At 43.6% G+C, this 21306-nt stretch carries 20 protein-coding genes; 10 read left to right on the forward strand and 10 right to left on the reverse strand.

The window, feature by feature from the left end:
* Nucleotides 1-117: 117 nt before the first annotated feature.
* Nucleotides 118-702: a Uma2 family endonuclease gene (locus tag QUB35_RS31565; protein WP_333145721.1), complete on the reverse strand. Its 585-nt coding sequence runs from the start codon at nt 700-702 to the stop codon at nt 118-120.
* A 300-nt stretch (nt 703-1002) separates the two neighbouring features.
* The gene (locus QUB35_RS31570) at nt 1003-1641 is read right to left on the reverse strand and encodes a peroxiredoxin (RefSeq protein WP_333145723.1); all 639 of its coding nucleotides are present in this window, start codon (nt 1639-1641) and stop codon (nt 1003-1005) included.
* Nucleotides 1642-1801: 160 nt separating this feature from the next.
* Here QUB35_RS31570 and QUB35_RS31575 point away from each other — a divergent pair, with 160 nt between their 5' ends.
* The 4 genes from QUB35_RS31575 (at nt 1802) to QUB35_RS31590 (ending at nt 4597) form a co-directional block, all read left to right on the forward strand.
* Nucleotides 1802-2077: a hypothetical protein gene (locus tag QUB35_RS31575; protein ID WP_333145777.1), complete on the forward strand. Its 276-nt coding sequence runs from the start codon at nt 1802-1804 to the stop codon at nt 2075-2077.
* Nucleotides 2078-2172: 95 nt separating this feature from the next.
* Complete coding sequence (locus QUB35_RS31580) at nt 2173-2535, forward strand: cupin domain-containing protein (protein ID WP_333102323.1); 363 nt, start codon at nt 2173-2175, stop codon at nt 2533-2535.
* Between the two features lie 560 nt (nt 2536-3095).
* Complete coding sequence (locus QUB35_RS31585; RefSeq protein WP_333145726.1) at nt 3096-3977, forward strand: ChaN family lipoprotein; 882 nt, start codon at nt 3096-3098, stop codon at nt 3975-3977.
* 38 nt (nt 3978-4015) lie between these two features.
* On the forward strand, nt 4016-4597 hold the full coding sequence (locus tag QUB35_RS31590; RefSeq protein WP_333145728.1) for an NAD(P)H-dependent oxidoreductase: 582 nt from the start codon (nt 4016-4018) through the stop codon (nt 4595-4597).
* A gap of 508 nt (nt 4598-5105) precedes the next feature.
* On the opposite strand, the gene QUB35_RS31595 is transcribed toward QUB35_RS31590, so the two are convergent.
* Together QUB35_RS31595 and QUB35_RS31600 are read right to left on the reverse strand one after the other, a co-directional pair.
* Nucleotides 5106-5939 (reverse strand): inositol monophosphatase family protein, encoded by an 834-nt coding sequence (locus QUB35_RS31595; RefSeq protein ID WP_333145730.1) that lies wholly within the window; start codon nt 5937-5939, stop codon nt 5106-5108.
* A 103-nt stretch (nt 5940-6042) separates the two neighbouring features.
* Entirely contained in the window at nt 6043-7476 is a 1434-nt protein-coding gene (locus tag QUB35_RS31600; RefSeq protein WP_333145732.1) for a BCD family MFS transporter, read from the reverse strand.
* 150 nt (nt 7477-7626) lie between these two features.
* Here QUB35_RS31600 and QUB35_RS31605 point away from each other — a divergent pair, with 150 nt between their 5' ends.
* Nucleotides 7627-8571: an aldo/keto reductase gene (locus tag QUB35_RS31605; protein ID WP_333145780.1), complete on the forward strand. Its 945-nt coding sequence runs from the start codon at nt 7627-7629 to the stop codon at nt 8569-8571.
* Between the two features lie 322 nt (nt 8572-8893).
* A complete protein-coding gene (locus QUB35_RS31610) occupies nt 8894-9409 on the forward strand; it encodes an isoprenylcysteine carboxylmethyltransferase family protein (RefSeq protein WP_333145734.1) in 516 nt (171 codons plus the stop codon).
* A gap of 123 nt (nt 9410-9532) precedes the next feature.
* On the opposite strand, the gene QUB35_RS31615 is transcribed toward QUB35_RS31610, so the two are convergent.
* From QUB35_RS31615 to QUB35_RS31635, 5 genes are all read right to left on the reverse strand, one after another.
* Nucleotides 9533-12433, reverse strand: coding sequence for a tetratricopeptide repeat protein (locus QUB35_RS31615; protein WP_333145736.1), 2901 nt, complete (start codon nt 12431-12433; stop codon nt 9533-9535).
* 76 nt (nt 12434-12509) lie between these two features.
* A complete protein-coding gene (locus QUB35_RS31620; protein WP_333145738.1) occupies nt 12510-12701 on the reverse strand; it encodes a hypothetical protein in 192 nt (63 codons plus the stop codon).
* An 87-nt stretch (nt 12702-12788) separates the two neighbouring features.
* Nucleotides 12789-13778, reverse strand: coding sequence for a tetratricopeptide repeat protein (locus QUB35_RS31625; RefSeq protein ID WP_333145739.1), 990 nt, complete (start codon nt 13776-13778; stop codon nt 12789-12791).
* Between the two features lie 133 nt (nt 13779-13911).
* A complete protein-coding gene (locus QUB35_RS31630) occupies nt 13912-15516 on the reverse strand; it encodes a protein kinase domain-containing protein (RefSeq protein WP_333145741.1) in 1605 nt (534 codons plus the stop codon).
* A gap of 84 nt (nt 15517-15600) precedes the next feature.
* A complete protein-coding gene (locus QUB35_RS31635; RefSeq protein WP_333145743.1) occupies nt 15601-17268 on the reverse strand; it encodes an NB-ARC domain-containing protein in 1668 nt (555 codons plus the stop codon).
* Between the two features lie 225 nt (nt 17269-17493).
* Here QUB35_RS31635 and QUB35_RS31640 point away from each other — a divergent pair, with 225 nt between their 5' ends.
* From QUB35_RS31640 to QUB35_RS31655, 4 genes are all read left to right on the forward strand, one after another.
* Nucleotides 17494-18084: a C39 family peptidase gene (locus QUB35_RS31640; RefSeq protein ID WP_333145747.1), complete on the forward strand. Its 591-nt coding sequence runs from the start codon at nt 17494-17496 to the stop codon at nt 18082-18084.
* A gap of 156 nt (nt 18085-18240) precedes the next feature.
* On the forward strand, nt 18241-19119 hold the full coding sequence (locus tag QUB35_RS31645; RefSeq protein WP_333145749.1) for a peptidoglycan-binding protein: 879 nt from the start codon (nt 18241-18243) through the stop codon (nt 19117-19119).
* Between the two features lie 65 nt (nt 19120-19184).
* The gene (locus QUB35_RS31650) at nt 19185-20012 is read left to right on the forward strand and encodes an N-acetylmuramoyl-L-alanine amidase (protein WP_333145752.1); all 828 of its coding nucleotides are present in this window, start codon (nt 19185-19187) and stop codon (nt 20010-20012) included.
* Nucleotides 20013-20039: 27 nt separating this feature from the next.
* Complete coding sequence (locus QUB35_RS31655) at nt 20040-20294, forward strand: hypothetical protein (RefSeq protein WP_333145754.1); 255 nt, start codon at nt 20040-20042, stop codon at nt 20292-20294.
* A 352-nt stretch (nt 20295-20646) separates the two neighbouring features.
* Here the strand turns inward: QUB35_RS31655 and QUB35_RS31660 are convergent, their stop codons facing one another.
* Nucleotides 20647-21261: a pentapeptide repeat-containing protein gene (locus QUB35_RS31660; RefSeq protein WP_333145756.1), complete on the reverse strand. Its 615-nt coding sequence runs from the start codon at nt 21259-21261 to the stop codon at nt 20647-20649.
* Between the last annotated feature and the right edge of the window lie 45 nt (nt 21262-21306).

Raw genomic sequence — 21306 nt, forward strand, 5'->3', positions numbered from 1 at the left:
AGATAGGGGGTAGGCACGGGGAGTAGGGGTAGCACTACCCCTACAAATTTATCTGAATCATTTAGGATTGCTATATTATTAATTTTTACAAGAAGTTGATATTTATTGCTACCAGTTCTACCAAATCTTGCTCATATTGAGTATGAATCCCGGCAAAACGGGGTCGCTGCTAACGGTAGCAGGATTCTCCAAACATTCCTCTGGCAAACCAGGACGGTAAATATAAACTCTGCGATTTTTTCGGTCAATCAACCAGCCTAACTGCACTCCGGGTTCTCTCATATATTCTTGCATTTTTTCTTGCAAGGGCTTGAGATTGTCAGAAGCCGACCTGAGTTCTACTACAAAATCCGGGCAAATAGGGGCAAATTTTTGCTTTTGTTCGGGTGACAAAGCATTCCATCTTTCCAATTTTATCCAAGCAGCATCCGGCGACTTTTGGGCACCTGTGGACAGAGTAAATCCTGTACTCGAAGTAAACGCTAAACCAGTACCATTTTGTTCTGCCCAAACCCACAGCGGCCCAAATATATTACCTTCTCGGTTTCCCGTCTCCGAACCAGTAGGGGGCATAATTAGCAATTCTCCCGATTTGTTGCGTTCAATTCGTAACTCACTATTGATTTGACAGAACTCGAAAAACTCGTCGTCTGTCATTTGCAATTTTGGCGGTATTCGCAACACAATTGTTGATGACAGCATTTGGCCTTTCCTCCAATCTAAAGTGTTTACACAAGATTGCACAATTTCTTTGTTTGTAGTTAGCACTTGAGTGCTCAAAAATCAGGATTAAGGACTCAAGTCCTAGCTACAAGCTGGTGTGTGATAAATTCCAGTTGTATCGGAATGATTAAACCACAGAGGGCACAGAGGACACAGAGAAAGAGAAGAGAGAGATAATAATTCCGATGTCAACGGATTTGATATTACGTGCGAATTATAGAGGTAAGGTGTGCAGTGCACACCTTACCTAATTAGGTTCTGCGTCCAGGAATGCTAAACCTATTTATTCGGCTGAGGAGTCATCCGCAAATAAGGCTTAATCGGCGTATAACCTTTAGGAAATTTCTCTGCCAATTCTGCGGGGTCGGTAATCGAAGGTACGATGACGCAATCGTCGCCGTCTTTCCAATCAACCGGAGTCGCAACGCTGTATTTGTCCGTAAGTTGCAAGGAATCAATTACTCGCAAAATTTCATTAAAATTCCGACCCGTGCTCGCCGGATAAGTAATGCTCAAACGCAATTTCTTTTGCGGGTCAATCACAAAAACTGTGCGGATTGTTAAGTTGTTCAGCGAGTTGGGATGGATCATGTCGTAAATGTCGGAGACTTTACGATCGCCATCTGCTAAAATCGGATAATTGAGGGTGACTTTTTGAGTTTCCTCAATATCTTTAATCCAGCCCATGTGAGAATCCACATCATCGACGCTGAGGGCAATGGTTTTGACGCCCCGCTTTTCAAATTCCGACTTTAGACGGGCCACTGCACCGAGTTCTGTGGTGCACACTGGAGTATAGTCTTTCGGGTGGGAAAACAACACGACCCAGCTATCGCCAGCCCAGTCGTAGAAATTGATTTCGCCTTCAGAGGAAGCTTGGGTAAAGTTGGGAACTGTATCGCCTAATCGCAGAGTCATAACGGATTTCCTCTAATTTTATTTAAGGACTGTTCCTTATCATCCCATAATTGCCCGGTTTCTCGATCGAGCTGTAAAGGATTCTAAACTTTTTGGTCGATCGATCGGCAATTCCACTACTGTAATGTATGTGTGGCTTATACCGCTAAATTTTCTTGCTATGCTTTACTTTTTGCTTAAGGCAATACAGCCTATTTTAGTCCCGCTGTGTTTTGTGTCCGCCTGGGGCATAGTTTTTTTGCTGTGTTTGAGTGTCGGGCGTACTGTCACCGACTCCATGCGCCGAGCTCAGCGGATGCACCAAATCCCTTGTGCTAACTGCGTATTTTTCACGGGCGACTACCACCTCAAGTGTCCCGTTCAGCCTACTATAGCTTTATCTGAAGATGCGATCGACTGTCCTGATTATCGAGGGCATTCGGGAATTTACGGTTAAAAAATCCGATCGCCGCTTTACATATTTCTTAACATCTCTTGCTCTTTCAATTAAACTTAAGTTGTGGTAAAGAGATTTTCAGGAGAGGGGAAAGAATGCTAATTCAAAAGCTAAATGCCTGCGATGAGTTTATTGCTGGCGACGGTACTCAACTGCGAGAATTGCTGCATCCAGACAAACAAGCTGTGGATTTGCGTTACAGTTTAGCCCACGCCGCTTTGCCACCGGGACAAACTTCTGCGCTGCACTCCCTAACAACTTCTGAAGTTTACTACATCCTCAGCGGTCTTGGGGAGATGCACATCGACGACGAAAATCAATTCGTGGAAGCCGGAGATGCAGTTTACATTCCGCCAAACGCCAAGCAGTTTATTTACAACTGTGGCACAGAGCCGCTAATATTTATTTGTATCGTCGATCCCGCGTGGCGAAAGGAAGACGAAACAATTTTCGACTAATTTTCTAGTGTTTCTCCTTTTATGCTCGTTACCCGGCTCTGCCCGGTAACGCATATCTAGAGGCTCTGCCTCTACTGAAAAAAACATCACAAACCGAAAATTTCTTTTAATAACAACTTTAACAACAACAGCACCCAGCCATATGTACCGAGTGATTTCCTCTTTTTTCAACTTCGATGCGGAGTTGCAATAATCCTCGGATTCAGTTGCATTGCTCCCCTCTCATTAGTTGAGGAAGTATCAGCTTTGTTGGTGGGTGCTGCTATTGGTTTTTAATGAGACAGATGTGAGATTAGACAGCGTTTTACTCCTTAGATTCTATTGTGAACTTCGCTGCGGTATCTAGATGTGGTATCTGTCAGAGAAGCTTTTTGTTCGCTTCATATTATTAATTTAGCACCTTCTTCTAGAAGTGCAAGTACCTGCAACTAAACTTTACAACTTTAGAAGTAACCACAGAGAATTATGAAGTTAAATTAAGCATTGAGCTTTCTAGCTGCTCAGCTAAAATACTAGAGTTCGGCTGTGCTTGCTGCTGCGAGAAACGGCATAATATCTGTATGAAAACAACCAAACTCATCAAACTATGCGCCTTGTCGCTGAGTATCTTTCTGCTGTGCAGCAGTGCAGTGACAGCCCAAACGACGGCGAACCCTCAACCTGGGCAGACTTACACTAACCAAGAGATTCTGCAACAGTTGGTAAAGGCAAAAGTCGTGTATCTGGGAGAAACCCACGATAGCGCGGAAGACCACCAAGCTCAACTAAAGATTATCCGAGAAATGCAGCGGCAAAATCGGAAAATTGCGATCGCGATGGAAATGTTTCAGCGTCCCTTTCAAAGCGCGATCGACAACTACTTAGCAGGTAAACTAACTGAGGAGCAATTAGTCGAGCAAACAGAGTACGATCGCAGATGGCGCTTTCCCTGGGAATCTTACGCCCCCATTTTGCGGTTTGCCAAAGAAAATCAACTACCCGTCCTCGCCTTAAATACACCATCCGAAGTAACGAGAAAAGTTGCCCGTCAAGGTTTAGAAAGCCTCACTGCGGAGGAAAAAAAGCACATTCCGCCAATATCCGAAATTCGCACTGACAACGCCGAATATCGGCAACTGCTGCTAGAAGTTTTCCAGCAACACCAAAAGACAGCACAGGGAAATAGTACGGCTTTTGAAAGATTCTTGCAAGCCCAAGTTTTGTGGGACGAAACTATGGCGGAAAAAATAGCAGATTTTGTCCAAGCAAACCCCGACTATCAAGTTGTGGTGTTGGCGGGGAAAGGACACATTATTTACGGTTACGGCATTCCCAGTCGCGTGGAGAGGCGTTTGGGAGTCGGGAATGTAAAAATGCGATCGGTTTTACTCAATTCCAGTGACAATCCTGTTTTGCCGGCAGATAAACCCATTGCTGACTTTGTTTGGAATGACTCGAAATAGTACAATTATACGCGGAAACAATAAGCAGGAAAAAATCAATGACAAACAGACCAAAAATACTTGCATTTGCCGGAAGTACCCGCGAAGCATCCTATAACAAACTGCTGGTAAAAGTTGCGGCGGCTGGGGCTACGGCGGCGGGTGCAGAAGTTACATATTTAGATTTGCGCGATTTACCCATGCCGCTATTTGACGAAGATTTAGAAGCCAAAGAGGGAATGCCAGAAAATGCTCGGCAATTGAAGGAATTGATGGTAGCGCATGACGGGTTTTTGATAGCTTCCCCTGAGTATAACAGTTCAATTACGCCTGTGTTGAAAAATGCGATCGATTGGGTATCGCGACCAGCACCGGGTGAACCGGGATTGGTGGCATTTACGGGCAAAGTAGCGGTAATTATGAGTGCTTCCCCAGGCGGAATCGGCGGTTTGCGGGGATTGGTGCATTTGCGATCGATCCTGGGGAATATTAACGTATTGGTGCTCCCGGATCAGAAAGCAATTCCCCAAGCTTTTGAAGCATTTAATGCTGACGGTACGATGAAAGATGCAAAACTGCAGGACGCTGTTGAGAATCTCGGTGCTAAGTTGTCTAATGTGCTGTCGAAATTAATCGCATGAGGCAATAAATTCATTTTGGAGTTGGGACACAGCAATGTTGTGTCCCAATCCCAGTATCTGTTATTTTGCTGGCTGCATCAAGTGCGATCGCCAACCGCATAATTTTCTGAGTTTCTTCCCAGGTTTATTCTTGTATCTTCCCCCAGGCTAACTCTTCGGCATAGCCAAGATACCACTCATCTACTTTTTCCCACACCGCAGTAAATCTATTTACCCTTGTGCCTCTACTTGAAAACGGGTATAATTTTATTTCCGAGAGATAATAGATCGTGAAAACATTACCACAAATTGTACCGAAACCGCATCACCCTATCGACGTAAAATAAAACCACCCGATCGCAGATTGGCAGAAATAGACGAGGGTAGGCATACTTGAACCATCGGTCATCGGTCGGTATATTTCTTCCAAACAGCACGGCAGACGTGGGAGACTCCTCCGTCACGCCTGCCCTGCAGTTTTATTTAATAATTGTTCGATTTCCTACGGGATAGCTTTGCTTCACCTAAATTACCCCATTTTTTTCTTCTTCCAAGCCTCCACAAACGGCAAAAACACCGACACCAACTCCTGCCGATTCATCACCAAAGTCGGATAAGAAACTCTCCCGTAATTCTTCCCCACTTCCAGCGGAAAAATCCCCTGGGATTCCAGCGGCAACCAAACTGCACCAGCAGCCTTCACAATTACCCAACTCCCGGCAATATCCCAAATTTTCGGAGTCGCTTCCACCCCTCCCATAGCCACACCCGAAGCCACAGTCAAAAAATTGTAACTAGCCATGCCCAACATCCGAATTTTACTCGGAAGATGAGGCCCGATTCCCACACTCCGCGAACACAAATTAAAAATATGATTTCCGCTCATTTTATCAGCAGTGGGACAAATCGGTCGATTGTTCAAAAACGCACCTTGAGGCATATTTGCCAATACGTTGTGGCCCGCCAAATCCCCTGCATAAAAACCGTGAAAAGATTGATTAACTGGTGGCAAATGCACGCAGCCAAAAACCGGAGTTCCGCGATACAATAAGCCCAAAGAAATCCCCCAAATCGGAACTCCCCGAGCAAAATTAGTCGTAGCATCCAGAGGATCTACAACCCAACACCATTCCGTATCTGCGAAAACGTGTTCTCCTTCCTCGCTCAAAATTCCGTGACTGGGAAAAGTAGATGCGATCGCATTTCTAATTTCTGCATCCGCCCAATTGTCAGACTGCGTAACCAAACTCCCATCATCCTTCTCATCTGCTTGTGCAGAACCGAAATCTTTCAAAAACTGCTCGCCGACTGTCTGGACAGTAGTCTGAGAAAAAGTTAAAATTGAATTCCAAAAATTAGTCATTAGTTATTGGTTATTGGTTCCTGATTCGTTATTCGTTATTGCAATAACAACTGACAACTAACAACTGCCAACTGACAACTGCCAACTGCCAACTGACAAAATATCAGTCTAAGTCATTTTCCAGAATAGTCGCGATCGCACTTTTAGCATTATCCTGAAACTCCCGAACATCCACCCTACCCAACAACCAAACAGCCAGAATCATACCCACCGCAGGCACAGCAAAAACCAACCCATAAGCCAACATCGGCACCCCAAACAAACTTCTGCCCAAATCCAAAATAGCACCGCCACTAATCGTCGCCACACCCCGCGCCATCGCCTGCGACAAACCCCAAGCACCAATAAAAGTCCCAGCAGTTTCTGCAGCAGTCAAATCCAACATCAAACTCAATGCACCAGTCGTCGTAATTCCCGAAGCCAAACCAAAAAACATTAAAGCCGACTTAAACACAATTGGATTACCAGTAAATCCAGATAAAATAATTAAACCAAAACAAGTCGCCACCGACAAACAGCCCAACCTAATCGTATTTTGCTTGCCAATGCGCGGCACAATTAAAAAACCAGTTGCGCTCAAACCAAAAAGCACACCAGTACCATAAATAGCATTCAACTGCGTAGTTTCCGAAATCGACATCTTAAAAATTTCCCCGCCGTAAGGTTCCAAAACCGCATCCTGCATAAACAAGCAAATTGTCATAATCAGCAGGAAAGTAAAAAACAAACCGGTTTGGCGGCTAGCAGTCAAAATCCGCAGCGCACTTCCCAGAGTAATTTTATCTTCTCGATTCACTGCCGACGATCGAGCTTTGTACCGCGAATACTTTTTCTCAACGCCAAAAGTTGCAATCCCCACCAACAGCAAAACAAGCGCCGGCACCTTCACAAACAAACCGTTAATCGAAGCCTGCAACACTTCCCGTGGCACATCCCCATCAATTTGCTTCAGCAAACCACTGCTAACAATCGCCCCGATAATAATACCAACCATCAGCATCGACCACACCACACCCACCAACTTCGATCGATCTTCCTCATCCGAAACATCCACCAACAAAGCAGCAAAAGGAGTCGAACTCGAACAAATAGCAATACCGTAAAGTGCAAAAATCAAACCCAACAAACCCACCCAGCCGTAAGTAGGAGTAGTCCACCCCACAGCCTCCAAACTGCTGCCCAAGCGCCACATCACTTGTACCGCCAAAAAAGCAGAAATCACAAACAAAACCCCGCCCATCCACACATAACCCGTGCGGTGATGGCCAAACAAAGGCCTAGCATCAGACATTTGCCCGAACCACACTCTAGCCGGCGCCACAAACTGGTGCATAGCCAGCGTACCAGCCACCACAGTAGCCGGAATCGCCAACTCCTTAATCATCACGCGATTGAGCACCCCCAGGGTCAAAATCGACATCATGCCCAATCCCATCTGAAACAAACCCAACCGGAACATAGTCAGCAGGGTAACTCTCTTGATAGCAGGAGTCGCGGAATCTGTTAATCTTGAATCTGGCAAACGGTCGATCGACATAACTACTCAAATAAACACATCATTTGCACTTATAGTAACTGAGATATCGCCACCAGCCGCCTTTCCTCCCCCGGCTAGAAGCTCGATCGCGATTATTCGTATAAATTCATATAAAAATAAAGAGAATCAATAACTGTGGATTTACCAACCGTGACAACCATTACCCTAGGACAAAACGGCCCCGCCGTCATTCCCCTGTGCGTCGGAACTTGGGCTTGGGGCGACAAACTATTTTGGAACTACGGCAGCAACTACGGCGCCGCCGAAGTCGAAGCAGCATTCAAAACATCCCTAGACAGCGGAGTCAACTTCTTCGACACAGCCGAAGTCTACGGTAACGGCTTGTCAGAAGAATTGCTGGGGCAGTTTATCAAAAAAACCACCCAACCCGTGCAAATAGCCACCAAATTCGGCCCCGTACCTTGGCGGATTACAGGAAAATCAGTTTCCGAAGCCTTGAGTGCCAGCTTAAAACGCTTGCAAGTAGAACAAATAGCCCTCTACCAAGTGCACTGGCCCTTCACTTTTTTACTCAGTCAAGAAACCCTGATGAACGCCTTAGCGGATGAAGTAAAACAAGGCAGAATTCAAGCAGTAGGAGTCAGCAACTATTCAGCAGAACAGATGCGCCAAGCCCACAAAATACTAGCAGCCAGAGGCGTTCCCCTAGCAACAAATCAAGTCCGTTACTCCTTGCTGTCGCGGCAAGTAGAAAAACAAGGAATTGTGAGTGCAGCCCGCGAATTGGGCGTCACAATTTTAGCTTACAGTCCCTTAGCCCAAGGATTGCTTACCGACAAATACACAGCCCAAGAACCACCTACAGGAGCCAGAAAAATGGACTCCCGCTTCAGCAAAAGTGGCCTCGAAAAAATTGAATTAGTCATGTCTACCCTGCGAAAAATGGGCAGAAAGCGCGATCGAACGCCCGCCCAAGTTGCCCTAAACTGGTTGATATGCCAAAACGGAGTCATCCCCATTCCCGGCGCCAAAACCGCCAAACAAGCCCAAGAAAATGCAGGCGCGTTAGGCTGGAATTTGAGCCAAGAAGAAGTCAATCAATTAGAATTAATGACACGTCCCTGGCGAGAATAAATTTGTTAATTGTTGACAGTTGACTGTTCGCTGTTCGCTGTTCGCCGTAGGTTAGCTGGTTCCCCGGCTCTGCCTGGGAACCCATGTCCAGAGGCTCTGCCTCACTTATGGACGAAAATTATGCCTCGCTTCCGAAAATAAAATTGGAGGCATAGCCGACGGTTAGGCATTACCAAGCCGAGCCTAATAACGAGTAGAAACAACAGTTCATTTCCTTCTTCTTTCTTCCCTCTTCCCTCTTCCCTCTTCCTTCTTCCTTCCACCCCTCTTCCTTGTATCCGTTACATCCGTTACAAAATCCGTTGCCGAACTTCGTCTTACTATGAAAATCTTAACTGACTGGGGCTTCACGCGCGAAGGCTGGCGCAACAACAGCCGTGGCGAATATTTAGTTTTGCTTCAAGGAGGATTGCTCACAGGATTTGTAATCTTACCAGTTTATCAACTGCCAGGATTAAAAATTCAATCAACCCACTTACTTTATATTATCTGGTTTATGGCCAGTATTCTCGGCTTAACCGGATTAATTTTCATCATCAAAGGATTGATAGACTTAGGAAAAAACCTGACACCTTTACCCTATCCCAGAGAAGACGGAGAATTAGTCCAAACAGGCATTTACGGAATAGTGCGGCATCCATTATACAGCGGCTTAATTTTAGCAGCCCTCGGCTGGACACTTTTTCAAATGAGCATATCCCACTTAATAGCCAGCGCACTATTAATAATACTTTTCGAGATCAAAGCCAACCGAGAAGAAACCTGGTTAACCAAAAAATATCCAGACTATTCAGAGTACCGCCAAAAAGTCAAAAAACTAATTCCCGGAATCTATTAACAGTTCGATCTAAAAGCCTCGCTGTCAACAGTCAACAGTCAACAGTCAACAGTCAACAGTCAACAGTCAACAGTCAACTGTCAACTGTCAACAGTTAACAGTCAACTGTCAACTGTCAACTATCTAAAGACCATTACCAATTAGAATAAACGGTGCCCAGTAGTATGGATGATGCAAACGACTGGCCACTGACCGTTTCAAACCGCTGCGAGTTTGAGATAAAATTGATAAATTGGTCGATGGACCCAACACTGAATCATCACCTGTAATTAAGGCTATTTGCGCTTTTTGCAAAGCTTCTGCCTTCTTATTTCCCGACAGCAACGCCGTATAAAAAGCAACCATCAAAGCTTGAGTGCCGCCATCATCTACTTTCCATAAAGAAGCGATCGCAGCTTTTGCTCCTGTTTCCTGTATCTGGTAGCCAAAACCTAAAATTTCTTCTCCATTACCTAGTTTACCACCTATCCCCGTCTGGCAAGCACTCAATACTACCAAGTCTACATTTAGTAGGTTTAAAGTTTGAATATCGGGCAGGGTAATTAGACCCCCATCACCCAGCAAAATAAACGAATCTTCGGGTTTTCCCGTAACAAACATAGCATGAGTTGCCAAATGTATAATTGTATAATCTGGCAAACGCGGAATCATCGTGGCACGATTGAATTCCCGATCGATTAATTTTGTAGTTCCTGGCATCATCGCAGCTAAATTTTCCACTTCTAGCCCCGCAAATTCCAAACCAGAAAAACCAAATCGAGTAGACCCCCGTTCAAAATTATGACGACCCGCAGCAAAAGCACCAGCTAAAATGCGAGGTTTAGCTGCAGTTTCTACATTGAATTTTGTCAGGCTCATAGCAGTAATATTATTAATGGCAAACCGCTGCCCCAACCATTGTTTACCATCATATAAAGCTGCTAGAGGAATGTAGCGCAACTGTCCATCAGGAGCATAAATAATGCTTTTAGCTTGTGCTTCAGTCAGATCGTGTTCGACGGGTTTGATTAACCAATTATAAAGTTTCTTAGCTGGGATTTTGGCATCGGATTTGGGATCTTCCAAAGCCATGCGAAATTCCACAATTGCTTGATTGAGTTCTTGTTTTTTAACTGCTACAGTACGTCGGAATGGGGGAGAGTCAGCAGTTGTTATTACCAATTCTAAACGGTCTTCTAAAATTAAAGGCTGAATCAATACGGCTTTTTTTTCTAACCGCTGCAATAGGTCTCCCCGTATGGTATTGAGTTGAGCTAGATTCACAGTTTGTACTCTAGCATTAGGGCTGAGTTGTTGGACAATAGCAACAATTTCAGGGGAGTTAATAAATTCATTGAATGTGCCGCGCATTTCCTGCTGCATTTGCCTGAAATTGGCAATTTCTTGTTGCTGCAGGGGCGTGCGGTTAGCTACGGGAATTTTTTCTAATTCAGCAAGCTTTCTGCCTAGTTGAATTTCTCTATTTAAAATTTCATTGTGCCTGTTGCGAATTTGCTGTTCTTGAGGAGTTAAGGGAATGCCTTGTGCCGTTTGTTCGTTTCCCCGAACGGAACGGAGATAATCTTCTATTTCTTGAATTTTGAGTAAATCGAGGACTTGTTGTGCTTCTAAAACTCGGTCTTGTTGCAGTAATAAATCGGCAAGATGGCGATAGGTATCGGCGACAGTAGTAGTGTAAGAGCGCTGTTGTTCGGTGGGTAGAGAGCGCAATTCGCTGCGAATTGATTCGGTAACGTTGACAGATTCTTTATAGAAAATTATGGCTAATTCTGGTTGATTTTGTTTGAAAATTACGTCAGCAATGTTACTGAGAGTAATTCTTTCTCCAGGGCGATCGCCTACTTCTTTACGGATTGCTAAAGATTCCTGATATAATTGCAAAGCCTGGGAATATTGACCAATTCTTTGATGAACTGTACCTAAACTATCCAAAGTATCACCTAGATCCTTACGATTGCCAAGATTTTGGAAAATTGACAATGATTGTTTGAGGACATCTATGGCTTGAGAATACTGACCTAACTGCTGGTAAACTACGCCTAAATTGTTAAGAGTATTTCCAACTCCTGTAATGTAGCCTATCTCCTTACTAATAATTAAAGCTTGCTGATAAAAGTTTAATGCTTGGGCATACTGACTCATTTTAACATAAACTAAACCAATGTTATGAAGAGTTGTTGCCATGCCTCCTTTATTATTTGTTGCTTGATAAGTAGCTAAAGCTTGTTGATATAAGTTTAGTGCTTGCGAGTATTGACCCAGTTCGCTATAGGTTGAACCCGTCCGATCGAGAATATGAGCTTTATAAGTAGGATTATTTAAAATTTCAAATATCGCTAACGCTTGCTGATAAAACTCTAAAGCACGAACATACTGCCCCAAATTTCCGTAAATTATTCCCAGATTGGTTAAGGCACGTCCTTCACCAGCTCGATCTCTCTCTTCTCTACTAATAGTAAGAGCTTTTTGATAGAACTCTAAAGCACGATAATAATCCCCCATTTCTTGATAAACAGCACCAAGATGATTGAGAGTGTTACCAACTCCTGTTAGATCGTTAAACTCCTGACGAATAGCAAGAGCTTGCTGCAAAACTTCTAGGGCTGGTTGGTATTCGCCTAATAATCGATATACGTCTCCAAGATTGTGGAGAGTAGCTGCTTCCCCAGTACGATTGCCTAAATTTCGACGCACTTCTAATGCTTTTTGATAAAACTCTACTGCTTGATGATACTGATTGAGATAGTGGTAAACAACGCCTATTTTGTGAAGAACTTCCCCCTCACCTGGGCGATCGCCGATTTTTCTCCTAATCTCCAAAACTTGTTGGTAGGTTTCCAGTGCTTTTTGTAGGTCGCCGCTATTTAATTGCTCGTTCCCCTGTTGAAACAGTCTATCTGCTTCAGTTTTAGTATTTTGGGCATTTTGTGCTTGTTCTGGCACTTCCAGCGCTAAAGCATTCGATCTTTGTAACAGGGGGGAGCCGAGCAAAAGCAGGTAGCAAAAAATAAAAGTTGATATCAAAGATAATTCCCTCACTTTTAGCTAACCCCAAACAAGTTTACCTCAATAGGTCATTTGCCTTAAGAACAAGAAATTCCTAACCTGTACGATCGACTATATTACCTGGAGTGGGTGGTCTGACACTAGGAGGCTCTGTGATTGGTCGTGTGTCCGGAGTGCTATCTGCTACATGAGAAATTAAAATAGTTTCTCCAGCACCAGGCCTCAACCCGTTTGGTACAGAAACTAATTCCTCAGCTACCTGACTGGCAGATTTTTCATTACTCATTTTCCTTCTTGCCTCTCACCTCATGATTTCCAATTTCATACTCCCTCTAAAAACTGTTCTCCGGAAAAAATCAAAATTTTCTCTAAATTAACTCCCCAATCCTCCGGCAAAGCGTTGCGGTTTTGCCAAACTTGCCTTGAGTTTGGCAATCTGCCTTTCAATTTCCTTGACTCTTGGCGTATTTCCTAAAGCTTTGTGACTGTTTATGGCTTGCGTCAACCAGCGAAGTGCTTCTTGCTTCTCGCCGATCGCCCCGTACAACTCCCCCAAAGCCTCCTCTAACTGTGCTTGCTCCCCGATGTCTTTGGCTGCACTAGCTAATTCCTGTGCTTTTAGATAATTGCTCTCTGCCAGCAATGTCACCCCTTCTTGCCAGTATAAATCGCCTAGCTTGCGATATGCAATAGCTTCTCGAAAACCCGTTGCTACCAATGCTTCCAATGTCTCGATCGCCTCAGATTTCAAATCCGAACCGATGTAAAAATAAGCACGTTGCAAAGCTTTGGTTTTCTCGGCAATTTTTTGACTGTTAATTTGCTCGATCGCCCCTTTCACCAGTTGCTTTTCCTTCGTTGGTAGCATTCGGAAGCTTCGATCGGGCAGTTTTTCCTCGTCAGATGTCCTACCGTTTTCTGCTTTTACCACCAGTAAATACACAAATCCCGGTTCCAGTTGTGGTGTTCCCGGATACACTACCTCATTTCCATTAACTTTTGTTTCCCAAATTGCCCGATCGCCCTTCACTAAACTCACAGTATAATTATTAACACCGGGAACTTTATTCCAACGCAACTTCGGTCGATCGTTCAGCAATAAAGTGCGTCGGGGACTGATAATATAAGGAATTAAGACATCAAGAGGCCCGCGAGGATCGGCAGTATAATCCTCACAGTCGATCGCTAGCATTTCCCGTCGATCGATACCTGAAACTTGAGGATGCAATCCATTAATTATCGGATCAACTCTTGACGCTGTGACGATCGGGATTAAAGGCGTCAGCCCAAAAATAGCAAAGTAAGTAAATGTTTTGCCTTTGAGATTGATTGGTGTCAGCTTGGATGGATGATTATTTTTCATGACCTAAATTATTTTTCATTGTTCGCGATAGCGAAGCGATCGCATAAACTTTGGAAATCTTCATTAGTCCTCTTTTAGAGGACTTGTGCTTTGAGGCAGGGGTTTAAACCCCTGCCGGACTATCGGGGATACGCTATAACTTTAAATTTTGAAAATTTTTGCTAAATTCTTGCCGTATCCATCTCTGTTCTTCAGAAGACTCCGACTGCAAATTATTATAGCATTTTTCCCAATTAGATATAGATGCTTGTTTATTGCCTTGACGTTCTAAAAGAACAGCTTGCAAACAGTAAGCAACAGATCGCTCGCTAGCAATATTAATCGCTTTCGTCAGGTTATTGTTAGCCTCTTCATATCGCCCTAACTCCAACTGCGCCCAACCTAAATTTTTGTGTATAGTGTACGTTGTCTTAATATCTGTGGCAAGTGGTAAAGCTTTTTCTAACAGCGGTAGAGCTTTCGCATATTGTTTATCTAAAATTTCGAGCCGCGCCAAATTATTTAAAGCTTTATTAATACCTGCATTGACAGCAATTTGATAGGCAGCGCGAGCCCGATCGTACTCTTGTTTGTCTTCATGAAGGACGCCTAAATTATAGTTAGTCTGACCATCATTGGGTTTAAAAAAGAGAGCTGTTTTATAAGAGATTTCCGCAGTCTCTAAACGTTTATTCTTGTAACTTAAAAAACCTTCTTTCTTAAGAAAATATACTATTTGGGGTGAGAAAGTCCACCAACCACCTACCAAAAAAAAGCTAGCTAGAGCTAGTTTACCTACCCAGTTAAAACTTAGCTTATCTGCGTTCGCATTCGTTTTACGTCGCTCGATCGAGTAATTAATTTCTGGCAAGGGTTTCGCCAAGCTTTCCAAGTGCGATCGCGAGTTTACCCCTGCCAAAATTTGCAATATTTCCTGGCAAGTTTGCGGTCGCTTTCCGGGAAAAATCGCCATCATTTGGTCAAGCAAATTTGCCAGATGCGGTGAAACTTGCGTTGCTTTATCTCGCCATATTAATTCACCATTGTCAGGATTTTTAGGTAAATCGATCGGCACTTTTCCTGTCAGTAAATAAACAAAAGTACGTCCTAAAGCAAAGAAATCAGATTGCGGTACTGCATGACCCTCTGCTTGTTCGCTTGGCGTATAGCCAGCAGAAATAATCGCAGTTCCCGTATAATTTTCTTTTTGTTGCCGCAAGTAAGTTTCTGTTACTTCTCGCACCGCACCAAAATCAACTAATACCAATTTCCCATCCGGCTTTAACATGATATTGGACGGTTTAATATCTCGGTGAAAATACTGCTGATCGTGCAGTAAATTGAGAATTTGTGTGAGTTGTGTCAACCAGTCGATCGCAGTTTCTGTATTTATTGGTTGATTCGCTCTTGCTAACATCCACTCTTGTAAATTTTGCCCCGGTATTTTCTCCATTACCAAACATGGTAACGGTTTGCTACTACCTTCAGGCCAATTAAAATATCCGTCTTTTTCTACATGAGGAATGCCAGGATGCCTTTGGCTCATTAAGAACTCTGCTTCTCGCTGAAATAAAATGGTGGCTTTTTGCTTAATATCTGGGTTATTAAAGTTATCTAAATTCAAAACTTTTAATACTTTGATAATGCCACCATCGTCTACTTCAAAAATCTCGCCAAAGCCACCGCCACCAATGCGATCGATAACTCGATAGCGATTTTGCAATATGAATCCTGGATGAATTAAGTTATTTGGAATCATAGAACCTCTTAAGAACCTGTAGGGGCGGGTTCGCCAACTGATTTAAAGCTTGCACATCGGTTACATAAACCCGCCCTCCCCACTCTATATTTCAGTTTCTCCTAGCAGTTTGAGAAGATTTTTCTCTGCATATTGAAGCTTTGGGGAAGGACACTCGCGCAATTTTGACAAAAGTTCTTTTAGCTGCATTTGATAATTATTTATTCGAGTTAAATCTAAGCGTTCTCGAACTTTGGTTAAGATCGGGTGTAGCTGAGTAATTTTAGTGTCCTTGAGTTCTGGCGATCGCTCGAAAGCATGACTTCCGATTAAACCTATTTGTTCGATGGATGGCGCTTGCATTGCTTCTCGAACATTTTGACATATTTGTTCGACAAGTTTCTGAGTAACATATTTCATCATCACAGGTTCGAGAGTGAATTTGGATTCAGCACTAGAAGGGGAAAGCTCTTTTTCGATTAAGGAACGTCTTACCAAGGATTCTAATACTGTTAGTAATTCGGAACTAGAAACGGCTGCTGATAATTTTGCTTTCAATTGGCTCAAGGAAATCGGCTGCTGTTCAATGGCCAGCCAGTACATCACAGCTTTTCCTACATCTGATAACCGCTGAAAATGTTCGTTAAGTAAATTGGCAAATATATCGCCAATAACTAAGGAACTCTGACCCATAAATTGACTAATATTTCCATTAAACAACTCTTGAATTGTGGTAGCAGTAATTTTCAGTGCAGCAGGATGACCTCGGTATATTTGTATCAGTTCATCTAAGCCGTTTTCTGAGTCAGAAAAACCTTTGGCAGCCAAAAGCATTTTTGCCTCTGTTTGTTTTAAGCCTTTAACTTGTAATGCACGTACAGGTAAGGTTTCGCCTGCTAAAGATGCAACCTCTACAGGCTTTTCTCGCGATAGGAGTAATAAGCAGCTTTTATGCCGTTCTTCTCCTATTCGCCGCAGTAGTTGACCGTAGCTTTCATAACCGTCTCGGTAGTAGCCAGCGATGTCTCCACTTCGCAAAATCATTTCCCAATCATCTAGGATCAGCAAACAACGGCGATCGCGCAAATTCTTGAGCAGGGAAGAAATTTGCTCGTCTACAGTAGTTGGCAGTTGCGTTTCTGGGGAACTGCTGGCAAATGAATTCAACTCACTCAAAATTGTGAGTAAGGGAGGTGCATGACGGAGACTGCGCCAAATTAGATATTCAAATTCACCCTGAAGTTGTTCTCCCAGTTTAGCAGTCAAAGCCGTTTTACCAATACCTCCCATACCCAACAGCGCCACCAAGCGACAGCGATCGCGGAGTACCCATTGACTGAGGGTATTTAATTCTGCGGCGCGGCCGAAAAAATTTGAGACTTCCGGCGCTTCACCCCAATCTTGGCATAAAGGAGTGCTTGTAACTCCTGAAACATCGCCAAAATCCTCGATGTTGACCAATTGTTCCGCTATTTCTGGTGCAATTGGCTGTGCGGCTATCTCTGACTGGAAGTGCGATCGCCTTTCCAATGCCGTTTGAAAGTTTCTTTTACTGACTCTTTCCCCTAAAGCTTCCGAAAGCAGCTTCCATAACTTGGGGCCAACATCTTGCATCAGGTATTCGGCAGCATATCCGTAAGCCTCTGCAATCTTATGATACTCCTGCCCTTGCCAAGCTCCCCTCAGAATTATTACTTCTATATCTTTTAAGTGTCTGTTTGTTTTGGCAAATACGGCCGTATCTGCGAGTTTCAGCCCTTCTTCAAAATTCATAACGTTAAAAATTTTTCATTGGATCTTGAGTATAACCTGAAGTTTACTGAGGTTTACTTATTTAAACTGAGGTTGCCTCAGTTTTTTTGTTTTTGGATTGAATTTTAACAACTTAGGTTATCTATATCGACCGTACAATAACAACTCGCTACTGTATAAATATCAGCTCAAACAAATGGTCTGAGGCTAAATCAATCCTTTACAACACTTACCTTGAGGTAAATTATGGCTGTCAATCATAACGTTCCGTATTTCAGTCAATATGATAACGGAATTGAACCCTGGCGCACTTGCGGTGCTACAAGTTCGGCAATGTGTCTGAAATACTTTCAAGTTGCAGATTTAGGCCCCTTTGCACAGTACGAAGATGATGTTAAAAAACGTTTCGACAGGCTGGGAATCGATCACGGTTCTCCCGATGGCATCAAAAGATTGTTAGAGGGTTTGGGGTTGAGAGATGATTTGACATTGAAAGGGAGTCTTTCAGACATCACTCGCTCTCTCGATTCTGGCGAGATATGTATATTGCACGGTTATTGGACTGTTCCGGGTCACATTCTAGTTATTCGCGGTTATAACGACAAGGGTGACTTTTTTGTGAACGATCCAGCCGGAGAGTGGTTCTACGCAGGCTATCGGAAAAATTCCCCATCTTCACCAGATAACAAGGGCGAAAACAAGTTATACAGTCGTAAATTGATATCCTCCGCTGGCAATGCTTTTAGTTTGCGTGAAGCTTTATCTTTTTATGACAATTGGGACAGTAGCAAAATTGACTCTACTGCAACAATGTGGCTGCATCGAATTTCTAAATAACTCTCAAAATTTACTGGTTGGCGATTGATATCGCCTCGGATGAATCGCCCATAAAAAAGGTTTGTAGTGAGGACTTTAGTCCGCATTTTTCCCAAATCTGTAAGAAAGGACGCTCAGTCCTTACTACAAACATCATTACTACTTGGAGCTGTGAATATGAAGATTGAAAAAGTTGAGTTACAAATTAATGACGGGATTATTGATACCCCTCACCTGATTGATGAAGTCGAAATCCTGCAAAGGCGCTTGAAAGATTGGGGATTATTACCAAAAGATGCCAAAATTGACGGGCTTTTTGGGTCTGTCACTAAGGCCGCAGTGGAGCAATTTCAACGGATGCGCCCTGCCGATCGCAGCCAATTTGTCCCAGGCGGACTAAAGGTAACAGGTAAAGTCGATCGCAATACCTGGGCTGAGTTGCTGAAGGTGAAGCCAGAAGAAATCGCAATAGTTACTCGCAAACCCAAGATTTGGGATATGCCAGGTGGCTTCTCCAGCGTTGATAATATTTTAGATATTGCTCAATGCATATCCGAAATTCGCCCCTTTGCCAAGAAAAATTTGCCTCTTATCCTCAATCAATGTCTCGATAATGGTGTCATCGATCGCGGGCAAATTGCCTATGTTTTTGCAACAGCCGAACATGAATGCCATTTTGGACGTTTGATGATGGAATTAGCTGATGGGTGGGATTATGAAGGCCACGAAGATTTAGGGAACACTGAATCCGGTGATGGGCCTCGCTTCAAAGGCAGAGGTTTCGTCCAAATTACAGGGCGTCACAACTATCAAATCTGGAGTGAAAAACTCGGAATTAATTTGATAGATAATCCAGAAAAAGCCGCTCTCCCTGAAATCGCTGCCATGATTCTAGTTCGGGGAATGCGCGATGGTAGCTTTACGGGTGTAGGTTTGAGTGATTTCATTGTTGGCGCCGATCGCGATTTCTATAACGCCCGAAAAATAGTGAATCGACTGGACAGGGCTGACCACATCGCGCAGATCGCTGAGCATTACTTCAAAGCCATAGCCTAAACAGAAGTTGCCCCCTCCGTGGGGTAACTTCCACCTACAAATTAAACAATTCGGAGTCATTTTTTATGTCATTTACAGCAAAAGTTGTAACAGCAGCAGCGTGGGGAGCCAGACAGCCAAAATCTGGAACATTTCCTTTTCAAATGACTATTCCCCGCTATGTCATCGTCCATCATACAAACAACCCAAACCCTCCCGACGATGCCTCAAGAGGCACGCTTGAAGGAGCGATTAAGTTAGCGCGAAACATTCAAAACTTTCACATGGATGATAATGATTGGTCGGACTCAGGACACAACTTCTTAAATACAACCGGAGGGTTGATTTTAGAAGGTCGGCACGGTTCCCTAGATGCTGTGAAAAAAGGGTTTTGCATTCAGTCAGCCCATGCAGGGCAAGATCCAGGAAAATTAGCCAACGGCAATCAATCTCCTGGTATTGAAAATGAAGGGAATTTCATGACTTTCCAAATGAGTGAAAAGCAATGGGAGAGCCTTGTAGAACTTTGTGTGTCATTATGCGATTCTTGCAATATTAGTCCGCTCAATATCAAGGGACACAGAGATTTCAGCAATACTGATTGTCCGGGTGATTTGCTGTACAGTCAACTTCCCAGTTTGAGAAAACAAGTTGCTGATAAGCTAGGTATGCAATTCACTCCCGAACAGCTAGAAAATGAGTCGCCATTTGTGACTCTACGCTTGGGTTCAACAGGTTCAGCCGTTATAAAACTCCAACAGCGATTGCGCGATCGGGGATTTAATCCAGGAGCAGTTGATGGTGTATTTGGTGAAAATACACAAACGGCTGTAAAAGCTTTCCAGCGTTCTGTTGGACTTGAAGATGATGGAAGAGTTGGTAGCCACACTCGAACTAAGTTAGGACTTAGTTAAGCTTTAATCATTTAGGAGGTTAATCAAATGACACATTCTTCTATAGTTGAGACTCAACCAAATTCTTCAGAACATGGAAAAGAGCTTGCCGAATTATTCCAGGAAGATAATGGGAAATACTCGACAATGCGAGCCATGAGTTTTATTGCGCTGATTGCAGCGATTGTGTTTGGTGCAATAACAATAACTAGCAAAGATTCTGAGGGGAAATACATTACAACTGCTTTTTTAGTTGCTGCTTTCGCGCCAAAAGCTGTTCAAAGATTTGCAGAACGTATGTAAATCAAGTTGAGTTAGATGGATGATGAAAGCAGCAGGCGCATTTGTCTCTGCTGTTGCCACAGCTCGAAATTCTCTATATTTGAGTTACCATCTCTCTCAACGATCGCCCTCACGTGCTCCATCAGCTCGATCGCCAACAATACACCAAACTGCTAGCTATTAGAATGACGATCGCACCTCACACCTTCATCTCCTCACAAAATAACGGGAAATGAAGGTTGCAGGCGCGATCCCTCTTTCTCCTGACTAATGCTAATGACTGATGACTACTGACTAATGACTGCTTTCGGAGTCAACTGACAACTGACAACTATCAACTGACAACTGTCAACTGACAACTATCAACTGACTTTCATTCCTGCCGCGTACCATCAGGCATCACCGCACCCTTTAAATTCGCCCCTTCTAAATTAGTATCCAACAGCAAAGCGTTCCTCAGATTAGCACCCTTCAAATTAGCACTTTCCAGATTAGCCATCCACAGATTAGCCCCCTCCAAATTCGCCCCCTCCAAGTCAGCATTAACAAGAAAAATACCTTTCATAAAAGCTCCTGTTAAGTTAGCATTTCTCAAATTACTCCCTCCCAAATAAGCATCCTCTAAAAACGCATTTTCTAAATTGCTTCCCTCCAAATTTGCCCCTGCCAAATTGCTGCTTATCAGGTAAACCCCAGCCAAATTTGCCTGTTTCAAGTTAGCGTTTACCAAATGCGCGCTCCACAAATTGGCATCTTTCAGGTTGGCTTTTTCTAAATTGACGCCTTCCAGAAAAACTTCGCTCAAATTCGCCCCGGAAAGATTGCAACCTTGACATTCCCTCGCTGTCAGCAATTGCCGGACTTGATGCTTGACTGACGAACGGTTCGCTGCGAAAATTATTAAACCTGTAGTTGCTAAGGCAATAATACTAAAAGTGGCCAGCCCGATCGCACTTACAATTTTCCTTTGTCCCGCGCCTCGAAACATCCGCTTGCAGCCCCTAAAAATATTTCGATAATGGTTCGTATGTAT

The organism is Microcoleus sp. B13-B6 (assembly GCF_036705405.1).
Lineage (GTDB): Bacteria > Cyanobacteriota > Cyanobacteriia > Cyanobacteriales > Microcoleaceae > Microcoleus.

Excerpts from the sequence above, each read along its gene's own strand:
- QUB35_RS31625 (WP_333145739.1), bottom strand. The coding sequence starts at position 13,778 with ATGAAAAATAATCATCCATCCAAGCTGACACCAATCAATCTCAAAGGC.
- QUB35_RS31575 (WP_333145777.1), top strand. The coding sequence starts at position 1,802 with ATGCTTTACTTTTTGCTTAAGGCAATACAGCCTATTTTAGTCCCGCTG.
- QUB35_RS31640 (WP_333145747.1), top strand. The coding sequence starts at position 17,494 with ATGGCTGTCAATCATAACGTTCCGTATTTCAGTCAATATGATAACGGA.
- QUB35_RS31610 (WP_333145734.1), top strand. The coding sequence starts at position 8,894 with ATGAAAATCTTAACTGACTGGGGCTTCACGCGCGAAGGCTGGCGCAAC.
- QUB35_RS31620 (WP_333145738.1), bottom strand. The coding sequence starts at position 12,701 with ATGAGTAATGAAAAATCTGCCAGTCAGGTAGCTGAGGAATTAGTTTCT.
- QUB35_RS31645 (WP_333145749.1), top strand. The coding sequence starts at position 18,241 with ATGAAGATTGAAAAAGTTGAGTTACAAATTAATGACGGGATTATTGAT.
- QUB35_RS31590 (WP_333145728.1), top strand. The coding sequence starts at position 4,016 with ATGACAAACAGACCAAAAATACTTGCATTTGCCGGAAGTACCCGCGAA.
- QUB35_RS31635 (WP_333145743.1), bottom strand. The coding sequence starts at position 17,268 with ATGAATTTTGAAGAAGGGCTGAAACTCGCAGATACGGCCGTATTTGCC.
- QUB35_RS31580 (WP_333102323.1), top strand. The coding sequence starts at position 2,173 with ATGCTAATTCAAAAGCTAAATGCCTGCGATGAGTTTATTGCTGGCGAC.
- QUB35_RS31565 (WP_333145721.1), bottom strand. The coding sequence starts at position 702 with ATGCTGTCATCAACAATTGTGTTGCGAATACCGCCAAAATTGCAAATG.
- QUB35_RS31570 (WP_333145723.1), bottom strand. The coding sequence starts at position 1,641 with ATGACTCTGCGATTAGGCGATACAGTTCCCAACTTTACCCAAGCTTCC.
- QUB35_RS31585 (WP_333145726.1), top strand. The coding sequence starts at position 3,096 with ATGAAAACAACCAAACTCATCAAACTATGCGCCTTGTCGCTGAGTATC.
- QUB35_RS31650 (WP_333145752.1), top strand. The coding sequence starts at position 19,185 with ATGTCATTTACAGCAAAAGTTGTAACAGCAGCAGCGTGGGGAGCCAGA.
- QUB35_RS31600 (WP_333145732.1), bottom strand. The coding sequence starts at position 7,476 with ATGTCGATCGACCGTTTGCCAGATTCAAGATTAACAGATTCCGCGACT.
- QUB35_RS31630 (WP_333145741.1), bottom strand. The coding sequence starts at position 15,516 with ATGATTCCAAATAACTTAATTCATCCAGGATTCATATTGCAAAATCGC.
- QUB35_RS31660 (WP_333145756.1), bottom strand. The coding sequence starts at position 21,261 with ATGTTTCGAGGCGCGGGACAAAGGAAAATTGTAAGTGCGATCGGGCTG.
- QUB35_RS31595 (WP_333145730.1), bottom strand. The coding sequence starts at position 5,939 with ATGACTAATTTTTGGAATTCAATTTTAACTTTTTCTCAGACTACTGTC.
- QUB35_RS31655 (WP_333145754.1), top strand. The coding sequence starts at position 20,040 with ATGACACATTCTTCTATAGTTGAGACTCAACCAAATTCTTCAGAACAT.